Source organism: Arthrobacter sp. Bi26, from assembly GCF_918697925.1.
Taxonomy (GTDB): domain Bacteria; phylum Actinomycetota; class Actinomycetes; order Actinomycetales; family Micrococcaceae; genus Arthrobacter.
The window spans coordinates 1-17,295 of sequence record NZ_CAKKMF010000026.1; the positions used below are offsets into that span (position 1 = coordinate 1).

13 protein-coding genes are annotated in these 17,295 nt (G+C 67.2%); 12 read left to right on the forward strand and 1 reads right to left on the reverse strand.

The window, feature by feature from the left end; genetic code table 11:
- The first annotated feature begins 159 nt into the window (after positions 1-159).
- From LQV16_RS08985 to mmsB, 8 genes are all read left to right on the forward strand, one after another.
- The gene (locus LQV16_RS08985) at positions 160-1,182 is read left to right on the forward strand and encodes a LacI family DNA-binding transcriptional regulator (protein WP_229993543.1); all 1,023 of its coding nucleotides are present in this window, start codon (positions 160-162) and stop codon (positions 1,180-1,182) included.
- A gap of 111 nt (positions 1,183-1,293) precedes the next feature.
- Positions 1,294-3,024 (forward strand): ribulokinase, encoded by a 1,731-nt coding sequence (gene araB / locus LQV16_RS08990; RefSeq protein WP_229993544.1) that lies wholly within the window; start codon positions 1,294-1,296, stop codon positions 3,022-3,024.
- Positions 3,021-3,737, forward strand: coding sequence for an L-ribulose-5-phosphate 4-epimerase (locus LQV16_RS08995; protein ID WP_229993545.1), 717 nt, complete (start codon positions 3,021-3,023; stop codon positions 3,735-3,737). Before araB ends, LQV16_RS08995 begins: the two co-directional genes overlap by 4 nt.
- Before the next feature lie 86 nt (positions 3,738-3,823).
- Positions 3,824-5,344: an L-arabinose isomerase gene (araA, locus tag LQV16_RS09000; protein WP_229993546.1), complete on the forward strand. Its 1,521-nt coding sequence runs from the start codon at positions 3,824-3,826 to the stop codon at positions 5,342-5,344.
- A complete protein-coding gene (locus LQV16_RS09005; protein ID WP_229993547.1) occupies positions 5,341-6,243 on the forward strand; it encodes an aldose 1-epimerase family protein in 903 nt (300 codons plus the stop codon). The genes araA and LQV16_RS09005 overlap by 4 nt, the downstream gene beginning before the upstream one ends.
- A 252-nt stretch (positions 6,244-6,495) precedes the next feature.
- A complete protein-coding gene (gene chvE, locus LQV16_RS09010) occupies positions 6,496-7,620 on the forward strand; it encodes a multiple monosaccharide ABC transporter substrate-binding protein (RefSeq protein ID WP_356815729.1) in 1,125 nt (374 codons plus the stop codon).
- A gap of 106 nt (positions 7,621-7,726) precedes the next feature.
- The gene (gene mmsA, locus LQV16_RS09015) at positions 7,727-9,256 is read left to right on the forward strand and encodes a multiple monosaccharide ABC transporter ATP-binding protein (RefSeq protein WP_229993549.1); all 1,530 of its coding nucleotides are present in this window, start codon (positions 7,727-7,729) and stop codon (positions 9,254-9,256) included.
- 5 nt (positions 9,257-9,261) lie between these two features.
- Complete coding sequence (gene mmsB / locus LQV16_RS09020) at positions 9,262-10,551, forward strand: multiple monosaccharide ABC transporter permease (RefSeq protein WP_229993550.1); 1,290 nt, start codon at positions 9,262-9,264, stop codon at positions 10,549-10,551.
- A 203-nt stretch (positions 10,552-10,754) separates the two neighbouring features.
- Here the strand turns inward: mmsB and LQV16_RS09025 are convergent, their stop codons facing one another.
- Positions 10,755-11,447 carry a GntR family transcriptional regulator gene (locus LQV16_RS09025; protein ID WP_229993551.1) on the reverse strand — a complete coding sequence of 231 codons (693 nt, stop codon included), beginning with the start codon at positions 11,445-11,447 and terminating at the stop codon, positions 10,755-10,757.
- Between the two features lie 106 nt (positions 11,448-11,553).
- On the opposite strand from LQV16_RS09025, the gene LQV16_RS09030 reads away from it, so the two are divergent.
- The 4 genes from LQV16_RS09030 to LQV16_RS09045 all read left to right on the forward strand — a co-directional run bounded on the left by LQV16_RS09030 (position 11,554) and on the right by LQV16_RS09045 (position 17,293).
- On the forward strand, positions 11,554-12,312 hold the full coding sequence (locus LQV16_RS09030) for a 5-oxoprolinase subunit PxpA (RefSeq protein ID WP_229993552.1): 759 nt from the start codon (positions 11,554-11,556) through the stop codon (positions 12,310-12,312).
- Positions 12,313-12,406: 94 nt separating this feature from the next.
- The gene (locus LQV16_RS09035) at positions 12,407-13,747 is read left to right on the forward strand and encodes an MFS transporter (RefSeq protein ID WP_229993553.1); all 1,341 of its coding nucleotides are present in this window, start codon (positions 12,407-12,409) and stop codon (positions 13,745-13,747) included.
- 133 nt (positions 13,748-13,880) lie between these two features.
- Complete coding sequence (locus tag LQV16_RS09040) at positions 13,881-15,533, forward strand: 5-oxoprolinase/urea amidolyase family protein (RefSeq protein WP_229993592.1); 1,653 nt, start codon at positions 13,881-13,883, stop codon at positions 15,531-15,533.
- Positions 15,533-17,293 (forward strand): biotin carboxylase N-terminal domain-containing protein, encoded by a 1,761-nt coding sequence (locus LQV16_RS09045; RefSeq protein ID WP_229993554.1) that lies wholly within the window; start codon positions 15,533-15,535, stop codon positions 17,291-17,293. The genes LQV16_RS09040 and LQV16_RS09045 overlap by 1 nt, the downstream gene beginning before the upstream one ends.
- Positions 17,294-17,295: the final 2 nt, after the last annotated feature.

Here is a 17,295-nt window from a genome sequence, read left to right on the forward strand (position 1 = left end):
CGATACTTGTTCCCGGCGTCCTTCCCTGCGGCCGGCAGGGGCCAAATGGTCTATCGTTAGCGCTAACAGGATCCGGGGGCGGGCCACCAGCGGGCGTCCAATGCCCTCCTATAGTTTGATTTCAAGCCGGTGGACGCATCGGAGCGGAAGGGGCCTCGCATGGGGAACAGCAACGACCGGCGGCAGCCGCGGCTCGAAGACGTCGCAGCGCTGGCCAAGGTTTCCCATCAGACTGTGTCGCGGGTGATCAACAACCACCCGAACGTCAGCACGGCAACAAGGTCGCGGGTCGAGGCAGCGATCGCCGAACTCGGCTACCGGCGCAACACGGCCGCTCGGAGTCTGGTGACCCGGCGCACCCAGACCATCGGCGTCCTCGCCTCCGAGCTCGGGCAGTACGGCCCTGCGAATACCCTGCTAGGGGTCCAGCAAGCCGCCCGGGAAGCAGGGTATTTCGTGAGCATTGCCGCGATCAAGGGGGCCGGGGCGAAGGCCATTTCCGATGCTGTGCGCCATCTGACGGACCAGGGCGCGGACGGAATGATCGTGATCGTGCCGCACGACGGGACACTTCAGGTGCTCGAGGACCTGAACCTGGATCTTCCGGTGATTGTCGTCGGCGGAACCGGGGAAGGGCGGCTGAGCGGCGCAATGGTCGACCAGAAGCTGGGGGCGCGGCTGGCCGTCGCCCATCTGATCAGCCTGGGCCACCAGCAGATCGGGCATGTCTCCGGACCGCTGGACTGGGTGGACGGCAAAGCCCGGGTTGACGGGTGGCGCGAGGAGCTGGCGGAAGCCGGCCTCTCCGACGAACTTCTGGTCGAGGGGGACTGGAGTGCGGGCAGCGGGTACCGGATCGGGCAGCAGCTGGCAGAGCAGCGCAGCGCCACCGCGGTGTTTGTCAGCAACGACCAGATGGCGCTCGGACTGCTGCGGGCGTTCGGCGAAAAGGGCATCCGCGTGCCGGAAGACGTCTCCCTGGTCGGCTTCGACGACCAGCCCGAATCCGCCTACTTCATGCCGCCGCTGACTACCGTGCGGCAGGACTTCGAGGAACTCGGAAAGCGCTGCATGGACCTGATACGCGCCCAGATCGAGGACGATGCCACCAGCGGCGCCCTGGTGGTCAAACCTGAGCTCGTGGTGCGCGCCAGCACCGCGCCGCGGCCCCTGCCCTCCTAAGGGCCGAAGCCCTCCGTTTCCGGCTATGCCTGCCAGCACTTCTTGACAGTATCTTTGTTAGCGCTAACAATAAGGGAGGTCGCAACGTTGCGGAACCTATTGGAGGATTTGATGGACGTCTCAGTGGACGGAACCGAAAAATTTGTCATTGGCGTGGACTACGGCACGCTTTCCGGGCGGGCCGTCGTCGTCCGGGTCCGGGACGGCAAGGAACTGGGCAGCGGAGTTTTCGACTACCCGCATGCCGTGGTCACCGGCGAGCTTCCGGAGGACACAGCGGGCGTCGCCGGCATCCGGCTTCCGGGCGAATGGGCACTCCAGGTGCCCGATGACTACCGGGAGGTCCTGCGACACGCTGTGCCAGCGGCGATCGCCGACGCCGGCATCGATCCGGCCGCCGTCGTGGGGATCGCGACGGACTTCACGGCCTGCACCATGGTTCCGGTCAAGGCCGACGGCACCCCGCTCAGTGAACTGCCGGGCTTTGCGGACAGGCCGCACTCCTATGTGAAGCTCTGGCGGCACCACGCCGCGCAGCCGCAGGCGGACCGCATCAACGCCCTCGCCGCCGAACGGGGCGAAAGCTGGCTGCCGCGCTACGGCGGGCTGATCTCCTCCGAATGGGAATTCGCCAAAGGACTGCAGCTGCTCGAGGAAGACCCGGAGAGCTACGCCGCGATGGACCGCTGGGTGGAAGCCGCGGACTGGATCGTCTGGCAGCTCTGCGGCGACTACGTCCGCAACGCCTGCACGGCCGGGTACAAGGGGATCTACCAGGACGGGCGCTACCCGTCCGAAGAGTTCCTGGCCGCCCTGAACCCGGAATTCAAGGATTTTGTTAGCGCTAAACTCCAGCACACCATCGGCCGCCTTGGCGACGCGGCGGGCCGCCTGACCGCCGAAGCCGCCGCCTGGACCGGACTGCCCGAGGGGATCGCCGTCGCGGTGGGCAATGTGGACGCGCACGTCACCGCCCCGGCCGCCAAAGCGGTGGAGCCGGGCCAGCTGGTGGCCATCATGGGAACCTCCACCTGCCACGTTCTGAACGGCGATGAACTGCGGGAAGTGCCCGGCATGTGCGGCGTCGTCGACGGCGGGATCGTGGACGGCCTCTGGGGCTACGAGGCCGGGCAGAGCGGGGTGGGGGACATCTTCGGCTGGTTCACCAGGAACGGCGTTCCGCCGGAATACCACCAGGGCGCCAAAGCTGCCGGACTGGGTATCCACGAATATCTCACCGAACTCGCGTCCGGCCAGGCGATCGGGCAGCACGGCCTGATCGCGCTCGACTGGCACTCGGGAAACCGTTCCGTGCTGGTGGACCACGAACTCTCCGCCCTGGTTGTCGGCCAGACGCTGGCCACCCGCCCGGAGGACGTTTACCGGGCGCTTCTGGAGGCCACGGCTTTCGGCACCCGGACCATCGTGGACGCCTTCCGTGACTCAGGGGTGCCGGTGAAGGAGTTCATCGTCGCCGGCGGGCTCTTGAAGAACGAGCTGCTCATGCAGATCTATGCCGATGTCACAGGTCTGCAGCTCTCCACCATCGGATCGGCGCAGGGGCCGGCCCTGGGTTCGGCCATCCACGCCGCCGTCGCTGCCGGAAAGTACCCGAACATCAGGGTGGCTGCGGCCGCGATGGGCTCGGCGCCGGGCGCCGTCTACACGCCGATCCCGGAGAACGTCGCGGCCTACGAGGAACTCTTCCGGGAGTACCGGACCCTGCACGACTACTTTGGCAGGGGAGCGAACGAGGTCATGCACCGGCTCAAGGCGATCCAGCGCAATGCTGTCCGGCCCCTCGTCACCAAGACCCTCCTCACCGAAGGAGTGCCGGCATGAGCGCGCTGCTGGAGACCATTGCCCGCATCCGGCAGGAAGTCTGCACACTGCACTCGGAGCTGACCCGCTACGGGCTGGTGGTGTGGACGGCCGGCAATGTCTCGGCCCGCATCCCCGGTTACGAGCTCATGGTCATCAAGCCTTCGGGCGTCTCCTACGACGAGCTGACGCCTGAGCTCATGGTGGTTACCGACCTGCACGGCACCCCGGTCAGCTCAGTTCCCGCCGGAGACGGCGCCGCCGGCGGGACCGTCGAATGGCGCAACCCGGCCCTGTCGCCGTCCTCGGACACCGCGGCACACGCCTACGTTTACCGGCATATGCCCGAGGTCGGGGGAGTGGTGCACACCCATTCGACCTACGCCACGGCCTGGGCTGCCCGGGGAGAGCCGATCCCCTGCGTGCTGACCATGATGGGGGATGAGTTCGGCGGGACGATCCCGGTGGGCCCGTTCGCGCTGATCGGGGACGACTCGATCGGGCAGGGCATCGTGGACACTCTGGTCCAGTCCACCTCTCCCGCCGTGCTGATGCAGAACCACGGGCCCTTCACGGTGGGCAAGGATGCCCGCTCCGCCGTGAAAGCCGCAGTGATGTGCGAGGAGGTGGCCAAGACGGTCCACGTGTCCCGCCAGCTCGGCGAGCCCCTGCCGATCGATCCGGCCCAGATCGACTCGCTCTACGCCCGCTACCAGAACGTCTACGGCCGCTAGGCCCAATAAACCAGGCCGCCAGGCCCAAAACCCAAGCCGCCAGGCCGCGAAACCGCGGTCGCCCTTCGCCTTCGTCAGGAGAAAACATGTCCAACGCCAACAACACGTCCCTTGAGCAGTACGAGGTCTGGTTCCTCACCGGCAGCCAGCACCTCTACGGCGAGGACGTCCTCAAGCAGGTCGCCGCCCAGTCGCAGGAGATCGCCGACGCGCTGAACGCCGCCGCCGATGTCCCGGTGAAAATCGTCTGGAAGCCCGTGCTCACCGACTCGGATGCCATCCGCCGCACCGCCCTGGAAGCGAATTCCGACGACGCCGTGATCGGCGTGACCGCCTGGATGCACACCTTCAGCCCGGCCAAGATGTGGATCCAGGGCCTGGACCTGCTCCGCAAACCGCTGCTGCACCTGCACACCCAGGCCAACGCCGAACTGCCCTGGGCGGACATCGACTTCGACTTCATGAACCTGAACCAGGCCGCGCACGGCGACCGCGAGTTCGGCTACATCCAGTCCCGCCTCGGCATTCCCCGCAAGACCGTGGTGGGGCACGTGTCCAACCCCGAGGTCTCCCGCCAGGTCGGATCCTGGCAGCGCGCCTCGGCGGGCTGGGCCGCCGTCCGGACCCTCAAACTGACCCGCTTCGGCGACAACATGCGCAATGTTGCCGTCACCGAAGGGGACAAGACCGAGGCCGAGCTGCGCTTCGGCGTCTCGGTCAACACCTGGTCCGTCAACGAACTCGCCGACGCCGTGCACGGCGCGGAAGAATCCGACGTCGACACCCTCGTCGCCGAATACGAGCGGCTCTACGACGTGGCCCCCGAACTTCGGGCCGGCGGAGCCCGGCACGAGTCGCTGCGCTACAGCGCCCGGATCGAACTGGGCCTGCGCAGCTTCCTCGAGGCCAACGGCTCCGCGGCCTTCACCACCTCTTTCGAAGACCTCGGCGCACTCCGCCAGCTGCCGGGCATGGCCGTGCAGCGGCTCATGGCCGACGGCTACGGCTTCGGCGCCGAGGGCGACTGGAAAACCGCCATCCTGGTCCGCGCCGCCAAGGTCATGGGCGCCGGGCTCCCCGGCGGCGCCTCGCTCATGGAGGACTACACCTACCATCTGGTCCCGGGCCAGGAGAAAATCCTGGGCGCCCACATGCTCGAGGTCTGCCCGTCCCTGACCGCCACCACGCCCCGCGTGGAAATCCACCCGCTCGGCATCGGCGGCAAGGAAGACCCGGTCCGCATGGTCTTCGACACCGACGCCGGCCCCGGCGTCGTGGTGGCGCTGTCCGATATGCGCGACCGCTTCCGCCTCGTGGCCAACGCCGTCGACGTCGTGGACCTCGAGGAGCCGCTGCCCAACCTGCCGGTGGCCCGCGCCCTCTGGTCGCCCAAGCCGGACTTCGCCACCTCCGCGGCCGCCTGGCTGACCGCCGGGGCCGCCCACCACACCGTCCTCTCCACCGCCGTCGGCATGGACGTCTTCGAGGACTTCGCCGAGATCGCCCAAACCGAACTGCTGACCATCGACGACGGCACAACCATCCGGGGATTCAAGAAGGAACTGGCCTGGAACGCCGCCTACTACAAACTGGCCGGCGGTCTGTGACCGGGGACGAATTCGGGCTCCGGCACGGGGAATACTCCGCGCTCATCACCGCCCGCGGTGCGGCGGTGCGGGAACTGCGGCACAGGGAACGGGACCTGATCGTCCCGTTCCCGGCGGGCGGGCCCAACCCGGACTTCCGCGGCGTCGTCGTTGCGCCGTGGCCGAACCGGATTCCTGACGGCAGGTACACCTTCGACGGCGTGGACTACCTGGTGCCCGTCAATGAGCCCGGCCGGCAGTGCGCCCTGCACGGCTTTACCCCGGAGCTTGACTGGAAGATGGAGTTCCGGACGGAATCCGCCGTGGAGCTCTCCTGCGCCATCGAGCCGGTGCCCGGCTACCCCTTCGCGCTGTCGATCACAGCGCGCTACCGGCTTGACGGCGGCGGCCTGCACACGAGAATCACGGCTTCCAATGTGGGGGAGCGCGCGGCGCCCTACGGGGTCTGTCCGCACTCCTACCTGCTGGCAGGACCGGCTCCGCTGGACGAATGGACCCTCGAGGTCCCGGCGCGGACGTTCCTTGAGGTGACGCCCGACCGGTTGCTGCCGGTCACCACCCGGCCCGTTGACGGTCACGAGTACGACTTCCGCACCGCCCGCGTCATCGGTGCGACCCAGATCGACCACGCTTTCACCGACATTGTGTTCGACGGCGGTGGGCAGGCACACGTTGTGCTCCGGGACCCGGGCGGGGCCGGCGTCGGCCTGGCCTGGGATCGCAGCTGCGCCTGGCTGCAGGTCCACACCGCCGACAAGCAGCCACCGATACCCGACCGGCTGGGGCTCGCCGTGGAACCCATGACCTGCCCGCCGGACGCCTTCAACACCGGCACGGACCTCGTGCGGCTCGAACCCGGAGCCTCACACGACGCGACCTGGCGCATCTTTGCCGACTGACGGCCAGATCTCACGCCGTCAGTCGAAGGAGGTAAAACGTCGGATGTGCGTTGACTCACATGTTTCGAGAAGCTATCTTTGATCATATTGTTAGCGATAACAATCGGCCGCGGTTCCCTTACCGGCTGAATCCCCGTTCTATTCAGACCTCCGCAATCCTCCCGATGTTAAAGCCCCGCAGGGGCACAATGACGTGCAGGACTGCGATCAGGAGCAACTTCGCGGACTATGGGTCCGCGGAAGGAGAAAATTGTGAAGATCAGGAAACTCCTGGGCGCCGTTGCGGTTGCCCTCGCTGTGACCGTAGGGGCCACAGGGTGCGGCAGCCGGCCCGGCACGGCTGCCCCGGCCGCCAGTGCCGATGCTGCCGGTTCCCTCGTCGGGATCTCGATGCCGACGCAGACTTCGGAACGGTGGATCGCCGACGGCAAGAACGTCTCGGACTCCTTGACGAAGCTCGGGTACAAGGCTGACCTGCAGTACGCCAATGACGACATCCCCACGCAGGTGTCCCAGATCGAGAACATGCTCACCAAGGGCGCCAAAGCCCTGATCGTCGCGGCCATCGACGGCACCACGCTGACCGACGTCCTCGCCAAGGCGAAAGAACAGAACGTCAAGGTCATCGCCTACGACCGGCTCATCAACGGCACTCCGAACGTCGACTTCTACACCACCTTCGACAACTACACGGTGGGCGTGCAGCAGGCCACTTCGCTGCTGACCGGCCTGGGCCTTGTTGACGCCAGCGGCAACAAGGTCGAAGGCAAGGGCCCGTTCAATGTGGAGCTCTTCGCCGGCAGCCCGGATGACAACAACGCCAACTTCTTCTGGACCGGCGCCATGGACACCCTCAAGCCGTACCTGGACGCCGGAACCCTGAAGGTGCCCAGCGGCCAGACCAAGTTTGAGCAGGCTGCCATCCTGCGCTGGCAGGCCCCCGTGGCCCAGAAGCGCATGGAGGACATCCTCACGGCCGCCTACAGCTCCGGCACCAAGCTCGACGGCGTCCTCTCCCCGTATGACGGCCTCTCCATCGGCATCATCTCGGCCCTGACCAGCACCGGCGGCTACGCCAAGGGAAGCCTGCCGATCGTCACCGGCCAGGACGCCGAAAAGGGTTCGGTGAAGTCCATCACCGCCGGCGAGCAGTACTCCACGATCTTCAAGGACACCCGCCAGCTCGGAGCCCAGGCCGTGAAGATGGTCGACGCCCTCCTGAAGGGACAGGAACCCGAGGTCAACGACACCAAGACCTATGACAACAAGGTCAAGGTAGTCCCTGCGTACCTGCTCAAGTCCGTGATCATCACGAATGAGAACTACGAGAAGGAACTCATCGACTCCGGTTACTACACCGCGGCCGACGTCAAGTAGCCACCTCGAAGGGTGGCGGGCCGCGTCGAGTCCGGGCCGCCACCCTTCCCGTAGACCCCTGCAGCCGCAGGACGTCCCAAGCACTACCAGTCAGTGAGAATTGGCGATGAACACACCCATTCTTCAAATGCGAGGAATCACCAAGACCTTCCCGGGCGTGAAGGCCCTCCAGGACGTCACCCTGCAGGTGAACCGCGGCGAAGTCCATGCCATCTGCGGTGAAAACGGCGCCGGCAAATCCACCCTGATGAAGGTGCTGTCCGGCGTCTACCCGCACAGCTCCTTCGACGGCGACATTCTCTTCGAAAACGAACCCTGCAACTTCTCCAGCATCAGCGACAGCGAGAAGCGCGGAATCGTGATCATTCACCAGGAGCTGGCCCTGAGCCCTTACCTGTCGATCGCCGAGAACATCTACCTCGGCAACGAACAGGCCAAGCGCGGCTGGGTGGACTGGCGCAAGACCAACCTGGAAGCCGCGAAACTCCTGGCCCGGGTGGGCCTGAGTGAAAACCCGGTCACCCCCGTCCAGCACATCAGCGTGGGCAAGCAGCAGCTCGTGGAAATCGCAAAGGCACTCTCGAAGGAGGTCAAACTCCTTATTCTCGACGAACCGACGGCGGCCCTCAACGACGAGGACTCGAGCCACCTGCTGGACCTGATCCTGCACCTGAAGGGCCAGGGTGTCACCAGCATCATCATCAGCCACAAGCTCAACGAAATCCGCAAAGTTGCGGACGCCGTCACAGTCATCCGCGACGGCAAGACGATCGAAACCCTCCGCCTGGGCGACGGCGAGATCACCCAGGAACGCATTATCCGCGCAATGGTGGGCCGGGACCTGGAAAGCCTGTATCCGGACCGGGAACCACGGATTGGCGAGGAAGTCCTGCGGATCGAGGACTGGTCCGTCCGGCACCCGCAGGACTACAGCCGGATGGTGGTCAACAACGCCAGCCTCAACGTCCGCAAGGGGGAAGTCGTGGGGCTTGCCGGACTAATGGGTGCCGGCAGGACGGAGCTGGCCATGAGCGTCTTCGGGCGCAGCTACGGCACCGCAACGTCGGGCAAAGTGTTCAAGCACGGCACGGAAATCAACACTTCCACCGTCTCGGAGGCCATCAAGCACGGCATCGCCTACGCCACCGAGGACCGCAAGCTCTACGGCCTGAACCTCATCGAGGACGTCAAGCGCAACGTTTCCATGGCCGCGCTGCGCAAGCTGGTCAAGGGCGGCTGGGTGGACAAGAACCAGGAAACCGTGGTGGCCAACGACTACCGGAAGAGCATGAATATCAAGGCTCCGTCGGTTGCCGCCATCACGGGCAAGTTGTCCGGCGGCAACCAGCAGAAGGTCGTGTTGAGCAAGTGGATGTTCTCCGACCCGGACGTGCTGATCCTCGACGAACCCACCCGGGGGATCGACGTCGGCGCGAAGTTTGAGATCTACACGATCATCGCGAAGCTGGCCGCGGAAGGAAAGGCGGTCATTGTGATCTCCTCCGAACTTCCCGAACTGCTGGGCATCTGCGACAGGATCTACGCCCTGTCCGCCGGGCACATCACCGGCGAGGTCCCGATCGCCGAAGCATCGCAGGAAACCCTCATGCACTACATGACCAAAGAGAAGGAATAGCGAACATGTCCGCCCTCCGAGAATCCCTGGGCTTCCTGGCAAGCCGCCTCCGCCAGGTCGGCATCTTTGTCGCCCTGATCCTGATCGTCCTGCTGTTCCAGATCCTGACGGACGGGATCCTGCTGCAGCCGCAGAACGTCACCAACCTGGTGGTCCAGAACAGCTACATCCTGATCCTGGCCATCGGCATGGTGATGGTGATCATCGCCGGCCACATCGACCTGTCCGTGGGTTCGGTCGCCGGCTTCATCGGCGCCTGCGCCGGTGTCATGATCGTGCACTGGGGATGGGACTGGTGGCTCGCCATCCCGGCCTGCCTGCTGGTCGGTGCGCTGGTGGGTGCCTGGCAGGGCTACTGGATCGCGTACGTCGGCATTCCCGCCTTCATCGTCACCCTCGCCGGGATGCTGATTTTCCGCGGCCTGACACTGATCGTTCTCAAGAACCAGCAGATCACGCCGTTCCCGGGCGAACTGCGGGCGCTGGGCGGCGGCTTCCTGCCTGACATTTCCGGCGGCACGTCGGTTCTGGAGTGGCTGACGGTCATCCTTGGCGTCGGCGCCACCTTGGCGCTCGTGATCCAGGCAGTCAAGGAACGCCGGATCCGCAAGAAGTTCGAACTCGAGAACGAGCCGATGGCCTGGTTCGCCACCAAGACCGCGTTTATTGCCCTGCTCATGCTGACCATCACCTTCCTGCTCGCCAGCTACCGGGGCACCCCGATCGTCCTGATCGTGCTGGCGGTCCTGGTGATCGTCTACACGGCCCTGATGAACAACAGCGTCTTCGGCCGGCACACCTACGCGCTCGGCGGCAATCTCCACGCTGCTGAGCTGTCCGGCATCAAGACCAAGGCCGTCACCTTCCGGCTGTTCGTGAACATGGGCGTCCTTGCCGCACTGGCCGGCCTCGTGTTCACGGCCCGGCTCAACTCCGCCCAGCCGGCCGGCGGCACAGGCTTCGAACTGGACGCCATCGCGGCGGCGTTCATCGGCGGCGCCGCAGTCACAGGCGGCATCGGAACCGTTGCAGGGGCCATGATCGGTGGCCTCATCATGGGTGTCCTCAACAACGGCATGTCGATCCTGGGCCTCGGCACCGACTACCAGCAGCTCATCAAGGGCCTGGTGCTGCTCCTCGCCGTCGGCTTCGACATCTTCAACAAGAACCGCAGCGGCAAGGGCGGCGGGGCCTCGATCATTCAGCGCCTCAAGCTGAAAACCCCGCCCGCGGCGGATGCCGACGCCGGGAGGCCGGCGGAGGAGCGTCCGGTCCCGGTACCGGCCGGAAACTAGCGCGGGATACCGCAGACTGCTGCGACCCGGGTTGGCCTTCAGGAGGCCAACCCGGGTCGCTCGTTTTTGCGCGGGTATCTTTCGACGCGCAGAATGTCCTGCGACGCGCAAATTTCCTCCCGACACGGGAATCCCGGCGTCGCGAGGAAATTAGCGCGTCGCCAGGCTGAACGCGCGTCGCCGAGCGTCCAAGTCCGGCGCGCTCACTCGCCGTGGACGGCGGCCTGGCGCTCCTCTGACCGGTTCAAATAGGCCAGCAGCAGCTCCCCGGCGCGGTCCAGGTCCCCGGCCTCCAGGGCGCTGCAGATTTCCTCGTTGTCCGGCAGATAGCCCCGGTAGAAATGCGCATCCACGGTGGCCTTGTGGAAGAACAGCCGCATCTCGGCCAGGACCTGGGACATGATCGTGTCCAGCCGCCGGCTTCCGGCCAGGGCAACGATCGCGCCATGGAAATGCTGGTTGGCGTTGCCCAGGCCCTCCTCGTCGTTGGCGGCCGCCGCGGCTTTGCCCTCTTCCACAGCCGCGCGGACCGCGGCCACCCGCTCCGGACTGCCGCCGCCGCTGATCGCGCTGACTTCAATAGCGCGGCGCACCGTGTAGACGTCGTGGATGTCGCCCGCCTCCAGACTGGCCACAAAGACACCCCGGTTCGGGTGCCGGACCACCAGGCGCTCGGCCGCAAGTTCGGCGAACGCCTCGCGGACCGTGTTGCGCGAAACGCCCAGGTCTTCGGCGATGGTCGATTCCGTGAGCCGGGCTCCCGGCAGGAGCAGGCCCTCCGCCAGTTGCAGGCGCAGTTCGGCTGCCACCCGGTCCGCCACGGAAGGAACGGCCACCCGCAGCCGCGCCGCAGCCGCGGCCAGGGCGGGACCGGCAGCTGCTTCGGAAGTCGTCATAGTGCCGAATCTACACGATTGTTCCTACTTTAAATCGTCGGATTGTTGAACAATCGGAGAAATTGATGCATCCTAGTAGGGGGCTATCATGAGACGAGGATCACAAATGGCAACCATCGACCTGAACAGCGACGTTGGCGAGTCTTTCGGACGCTGGACCCTGGGCGACGACACGGCGATGTTCCGCTCGGTCTCCAGCGCCAACGTGGCTTGCGGATTCCACGCGGGGGATCCCAGCGTCATCCGCCGGACCTGCCGCGAGGCCGTGGCTGCGGGTGTCGTGATCGGCGCCCACGTCGGCTACCGCGATCTCGCCGGGTTCGGCCGCCGCTTTATGGACATCGACCCGATCGAACTGGCGGACGACGTCGTCTACCAGATCGGTGCGCTGCAGGCGCTGGCCGCCGTCGAGGGCGGCACTGTCAGGTACGTGAAGCCGCACGGCGGCCTCTACAACGCCATCGTCTCGCACACCGCCCAGGCGCAGGCCGTCGTCGACGCCGTGAAGTCCGTTGACCCTAACCTGCCGATCCTGGGCCTGCCGGGCTCGGAAGTGCTGCGCCTCGCCGAGGCCGCCGGCCTCCGCGCGGTCACCGAAGCCTTTGCCGACCGCGCTTACAGCCCGGACGGCACCCTGGTATCCCGTACGCTCCCCGGAGCCGTGCTGGAGGACCCCGCTCTCGTCACTGAGCATGTCCTCCGAATGGCCACCGATTCCGCCGTCCGCACTATCGACGGCTCCATCCTGAAAATCCGCGCCGAAAGCATCTGCGTGCACGGCGACTCCCCGGGAGCCGTCACCATGGCCGCCGCTGTCCGCGAAGCGCTCAACGCCGCGGACATCACCACCGCCGCCTTCGTCTAAGCCGAAGCAACACCTGCTTCATCCCCGGTTCCGCCGGGATCACCCGCACTCACACCCAAGCAACAGGCAGCACCCGCACACCTGGAGGAAAACCATGACTGCAGCACCGCATCAGGCCACCCCGGCCGCCGGCAAGAGGAGGATCCCGCCAGGCGCCCTCAAGGCCTACGTCGCGAGCCTCACCGGCACTTCGCTGGAGTACTACGACTTCGCGATCTACTCCGTGGCCTCGGCCTTGGTGTTCCCCAAGGTCTTCTTCCCGGGCAACGACGAATACGTCGGGCTGCTGCTGTCCTTCTCGACCTTTGCGGTAGGCTACCTCGCCCGTCCCATCGGCGGCGTGATCTTCGGCCGGCTCGGTGACAAGATCGGCCGCAAGCACGTCCTCGTGACCACCCTGCTGCTGATCGGCATCGCAACGGTGGTGATTGGCGTGCTCCCGGGCTACGCCACCATCGGTATAGCCGCTCCCATCATCCTCGTGTTGCTGCGCCTGGCACAGGGCATCGGCGTCGGCGGCGAATGGGGCGGTGCCGTCCTGCTTTCGAGCGAATTCGGCGACGCCAAGCGGCGCGGCTTCTGGTCTTCCGCCGCGCAGATCGGCCCGCCCGCCGGCAACCTGATGGCCAACGGCGTCCTGGCCGTGCTCGCCGCGACCCTCAGCAACGAAGACTTCCTCTCCTGGGGCTGGCGTGTGGCCTTCCTCGCCTCGGCCTTGTTGGTGGGCTTCGGCCTGCTGATCCGGCTGAAGCTTGAGGAAACCCCCGTCTTCAAGGCCATCCAGGCCCACGGCGAACAGCCCAAGGCCCCCATCAAGGAGGTCTTCACCAAGGAGCCGCGCGCCCTCGTGTCCGCTGCCCTGTCCCGCATCAGCCCGGACGTGCTGTACTCCCTGCTTACCGTCTTCATGGCCGTCTACGCCACCAAGCAACTGGGCATGAGCACCAGCAACGTACTGACCGCCATCCTGATCGGCTCCGCCTTCCAGCTGGTCCTGATCCCCGCGGCGGGCGCCCTCACGGACCGCATCAACCGCCGCCTCGTATACGGCATCGCCGCCGTCGGAACCGCCATTTACATCCCGCTGTTCTTCGTCATGATCCAGGACAAGTCGGTCGTCACGCTGACCGTCGGCATCGTGATCGGGCTGGCCTTCCACGCCTTCATGTACGGCCCGCAGGCCGCATACATCACCGAGCAGTTCCCGGCCCGGCTGCGCTACGCCGGCAGCTCGCTGGCTTACACCCTGGCCGGCGTGGTCGGCGGCGCCATCGCACCGTTGGTCTTCACCGCCCTCTTCGCCGCTAGCGGCAACTGGTTCCTGATCGCTGGCTACCTCGCGGTCGCCTCGATCGTGACGGTGATCGGGCTGGCCATCGGGCGCAACCCGCATACCGACGAAGAAGAGCGGCTCCTGCAGGATGCCCACGCCTGAGCACTTTGGATCCTATTCAGCGGATCTGTCCACCGGCACCGGCACAATGAGTGAGGCACTCGTGATTGAGACAGCAGGGGAACCCCCGAAGGTAGAGAACGCAACAGTTCACAGAGTCCGCTCCGTGCGGGCCGTGGGAACGCGCGCGGTCCTGGCCGAGCTCTCCGGCACGCAGGATGTGCTTGCCCTGCAGGCGCTGCTGCTGGAGAAGCCGTTGCCGGGCCAGCAGGACGTCCTGGCCGCGGCCGAGACCGTCCTGGTCAGGGCCGATTCCCCGGCCTCGGCCCGGCGCATCGCCGCCCGGCTGCTGCAGCTCGACCTCACCGCACCGGTGCAGCTCGACGGCGAACTGGTGGTTATCGACACCGTGTACGACGGCGAGGACCTCGCCGAGGTCGGGCGGCTCACCGGCCTCGGAACGGAGGGTGTGATCGCCGCCCACTCCGGCCAGATCTGGACCGTGGCCTTCGCCGGCTTTGCGCCCGGATTCGGATACATGGTGGGGGAGAACCAGCAGCTGGAGGTGCCCCGGCGCAGCTCGCCGCGCACCGCCGTGCCCGCAGGTTCCGTGGCGCTGGCCGGCAACTATTCGGCCGTGTACCCGCGCCGTTCCCCGGGCGGCTGGCAGCTGATCGGGCGCACCAACGCCCGGATGTGGGACCTGGACCGGGACCAGCCCGCCCTGGCCGCCCCCGGGCACCGGGTGCAGTTCCGGCCGGTCCGGGATGCGGTGCTCGTCGCGGAGCCAGTCGCGGAGTCAGCCGCGGCGCCTGCGGCTGAGCATGCCGGCACCGTGCCGGAACCGGGTGCCGGGGACGTCGCCCGCGGACTCCGGATCGTTTCGCCCGGTCTGCAGAGCCTGATCCAGGATCTGGGCCGCCATGGCCACTCTGCCCTGGGCGTCTCCGCCGCCGGTGCACTGGACCGGGCCTCGCTGCGCCGGGCCAACCGCCTCGTCGGCAACGCCCCCGCCGCGGCCGGCATCGAGACCGTCGCCGGGGGGCTCAAGGTCCAGGCCGTGGCCGACCAGGTCCTCGCCGTCACTGGCGCACCGTCGGCACTGAGTATCGAGTCGGCGCCGGACAGCGATGGTGAAACGTGGCACCGCGCGGTGCCGATGGCCGCCCCGTTCGCGCTGCTCGACGGTGAAACGCTCAGCCTTGGCGCGCCGCAGAGCGGCTTCCGCAGCTATCTCGCGGTCCGCGGTGGGGTGGACACAGCCCTGGTGCTGGGCAGCCGCTCGACCGACACGATGTCCGGGATCGGTCCGGCGCCCCTGGCCGCCGGGCAGGTGCTGGCCGCCGGTGGGGAAGCCGAATCCGGCGTCGTCGGGGCTCCCGAACTGCAGCCGGACTACCCGGGCACTGGGGTGACCGTCCTCGACGTCGTCCCCGGTCCCCGCGCCGACTGGTTCGATCAGGCGGCGCTGGACTCGTTCACCGCCCAGGACTGGTCCGTGCTGCCGCAGTCCAACCGGGTCGGCATGCGCCTTGATGGGACCCCGCTGCAGCGCAGCCGCCAGGGCGAACTGCCCAGCGAAGGCACCGTGGCGGGCGCCCTGCAGGTCCCGCCGGAGGGGCTGCCCGTGCTCTTCCTGGCCGATCATCCCATCACCGGCGGCTACCCCGTGATCGCCGTGGTGGTCGACTCCCAGCTGGACCTCGCCGCGCAGGTCCCCATCGGCGGCAAGATCCGCTTCCGCTGGGCCGAACACAGCGCCACTGAGCGCAGCGCCGAACACGGCACCACTGAACACGTCACCACCGAAGAAGAAGCGAGTAACTGATGCGCAAGGTCCTGATCGCAAACCGTGGAGAAATCGCGGTCCGCATAGCCCGGGCCTGCGACGACGCGCAGTTGGCGTCCGTCGCCGTCTACGCCGACATCGACGCCGACGCCCTGCACGTCTCCGCCGCCGATGAAGCCTTCAGCCTGGACGGCAACTCGCCCGCGGACACGTACCTGAACATCCCCAAGCTCCTCGCCGTGGCGGCCGAGTCCGGAGCGGACGCCGTCCACCCCGGCTACGGCTTCCTCTCCGAGAACGCCGACTTTGCCCAGGCCGTCCTCGACGCCGGACTGACCTGGATCGGTCCGACGCCGGACGCAATCCGGCTGCTCGGCAACAAGATCACGGCCCGCGACGCGGCCGTCCGGGCCGGCGCCCCCTTGGTGGCCGGCAGCGACGGTCCTGTCGACACGGCTGCCGAAGCCCGGGCCTTCGCCGAACAGCACGGCCTGCCGATCGCCATCAAGGCCGCTTTCGGCGGTGGCGGCCGCGGCATGAAGGTGGTCAGGGTCATCGACGAGGTCGAGGAAGCCTTCGACTCCGCCGTCCGTGAAGCAGTGGCCGCCTTCGGCCGGGGCGAGTGCTTCGTGGAGCGCTACCTGGACCGTCCGCGCCACGTGGAGGCGCAGGTCCTGGCGGACACACACGGCAACGTCGTGGTCGTCGGAACCCGCGACTGCTCACTGCAGCGCCGGCACCAGAAGCTCCTGGAGGAGGCTCCCGCGCCGTTCCTCAGCGACGAGCAGACCAAGCTGATTTACGACGCCGCCAAGGCCGTCTGCCGGGAGGCCGGCTACTCCGGCGCCGGCACGGTGGAATTCCTGGTCGCGGCGGATGGCACGGTGGCATTCCTCGAGGTCAACACCCGGCTCCAGGTGGAGCACCCCATCACCGAGGAAACCACGGGGATCGACCTCGTCCAGGAACAGTTTCGGATCGCCGCGGGGGAGCCGCTGCGCCTGGCCGAGGACCCGGCGCCGCGCGGGCACGCCTTCGAATTCCGGCTCAACGCCGAGGACGTGGGCCGCGGCTTCCTGCCCTCGCCCGGGACCATCGGCGAGTTCGCCGGCCCCACCGGCTCTGGCATCCGGCTCGACACCGGCGTCCGCTCCGGCTCCTTCGTCGCGCCGCAGTTCGATTCCCTGCTCGCGAAGCTGATTGTCACCGGCGCGGACCGCCAGCAGGCCCTGCGTCGGGCCCGCCGGGCCCTCGCCGAAATGCGCATCACCGGGGTGGCCACCGTGCTGCCGTTCCACCGGGCAGTGCTGGAGTCCCCGGACTTCACGTCCGAGGACGGGCTGGGCATCCACACCCGCTGGATCGAAACCGACTTCGCGGACAGTGCCTCCATCCCCGCCGATCCCGACTACAGCACCACAGCGCCCGACGGCGAACGCCGCACTATCACCGTCGACGTGGACGGACGGCGCCTCGCCGTCGGCCTTCCGGCCGACTTGCTGGACGGCTGGGCACGCTCTGGCAGTCCGCTGCCCGCAGGTGTGTCCGTGGAAGCGGCGTCCGACGGCGGTGCTTCCGCTGCCGACCCGGGCGAGCTGCGCGCCGACATGGCCGGGACCGTGGTGAAGTGGCTCGTCGAGCCGGGCGCCGAGGTATCGGCCGGGGACCCGGTTGTGGTCCTTGAAGCGATGAAGATGGAAACCCAGGTCTCCGCGCACCGGGACGGCACTGTCACTGACGTCCGCACCGAAGCCGGCGGAGTGGTTGCGGCCGGGGCCGTGCTGGCGCTGATCGGCTAGCT

What these genes read in the sequence shown, in the direction of transcription:
- LQV16_RS08985 (WP_229993543.1), top strand. Translation starts at nt 160, where the DNA reads ATGGGGAACAGCAACGACCGGCGGCAGCCGCGGCTCGAAGACGTCGCA.
- araB (WP_229993544.1), top strand. Translation starts at nt 1,294, where the DNA reads ATGGACGTCTCAGTGGACGGAACCGAAAAATTTGTCATTGGCGTGGAC.
- LQV16_RS08995 (WP_229993545.1), top strand. Translation starts at nt 3,021, where the DNA reads ATGAGCGCGCTGCTGGAGACCATTGCCCGCATCCGGCAGGAAGTCTGC.
- araA (WP_229993546.1), top strand. Translation starts at nt 3,824, where the DNA reads ATGTCCAACGCCAACAACACGTCCCTTGAGCAGTACGAGGTCTGGTTC.
- mmsA (WP_229993549.1), top strand. Translation starts at nt 7,727, where the DNA reads ATGAACACACCCATTCTTCAAATGCGAGGAATCACCAAGACCTTCCCG.
- mmsB (WP_229993550.1), top strand. Translation starts at nt 9,262, where the DNA reads ATGTCCGCCCTCCGAGAATCCCTGGGCTTCCTGGCAAGCCGCCTCCGC.
- LQV16_RS09025 (WP_229993551.1), bottom strand. Translation starts at nt 11,447, where the DNA reads ATGACGACTTCCGAAGCAGCTGCCGGTCCCGCCCTGGCCGCGGCTGCG.
- LQV16_RS09030 (WP_229993552.1), top strand. Translation starts at nt 11,554, where the DNA reads ATGGCAACCATCGACCTGAACAGCGACGTTGGCGAGTCTTTCGGACGC.
- LQV16_RS09035 (WP_229993553.1), top strand. Translation starts at nt 12,407, where the DNA reads ATGACTGCAGCACCGCATCAGGCCACCCCGGCCGCCGGCAAGAGGAGG.
- LQV16_RS09045 (WP_229993554.1), top strand. Translation starts at nt 15,533, where the DNA reads ATGCGCAAGGTCCTGATCGCAAACCGTGGAGAAATCGCGGTCCGCATA.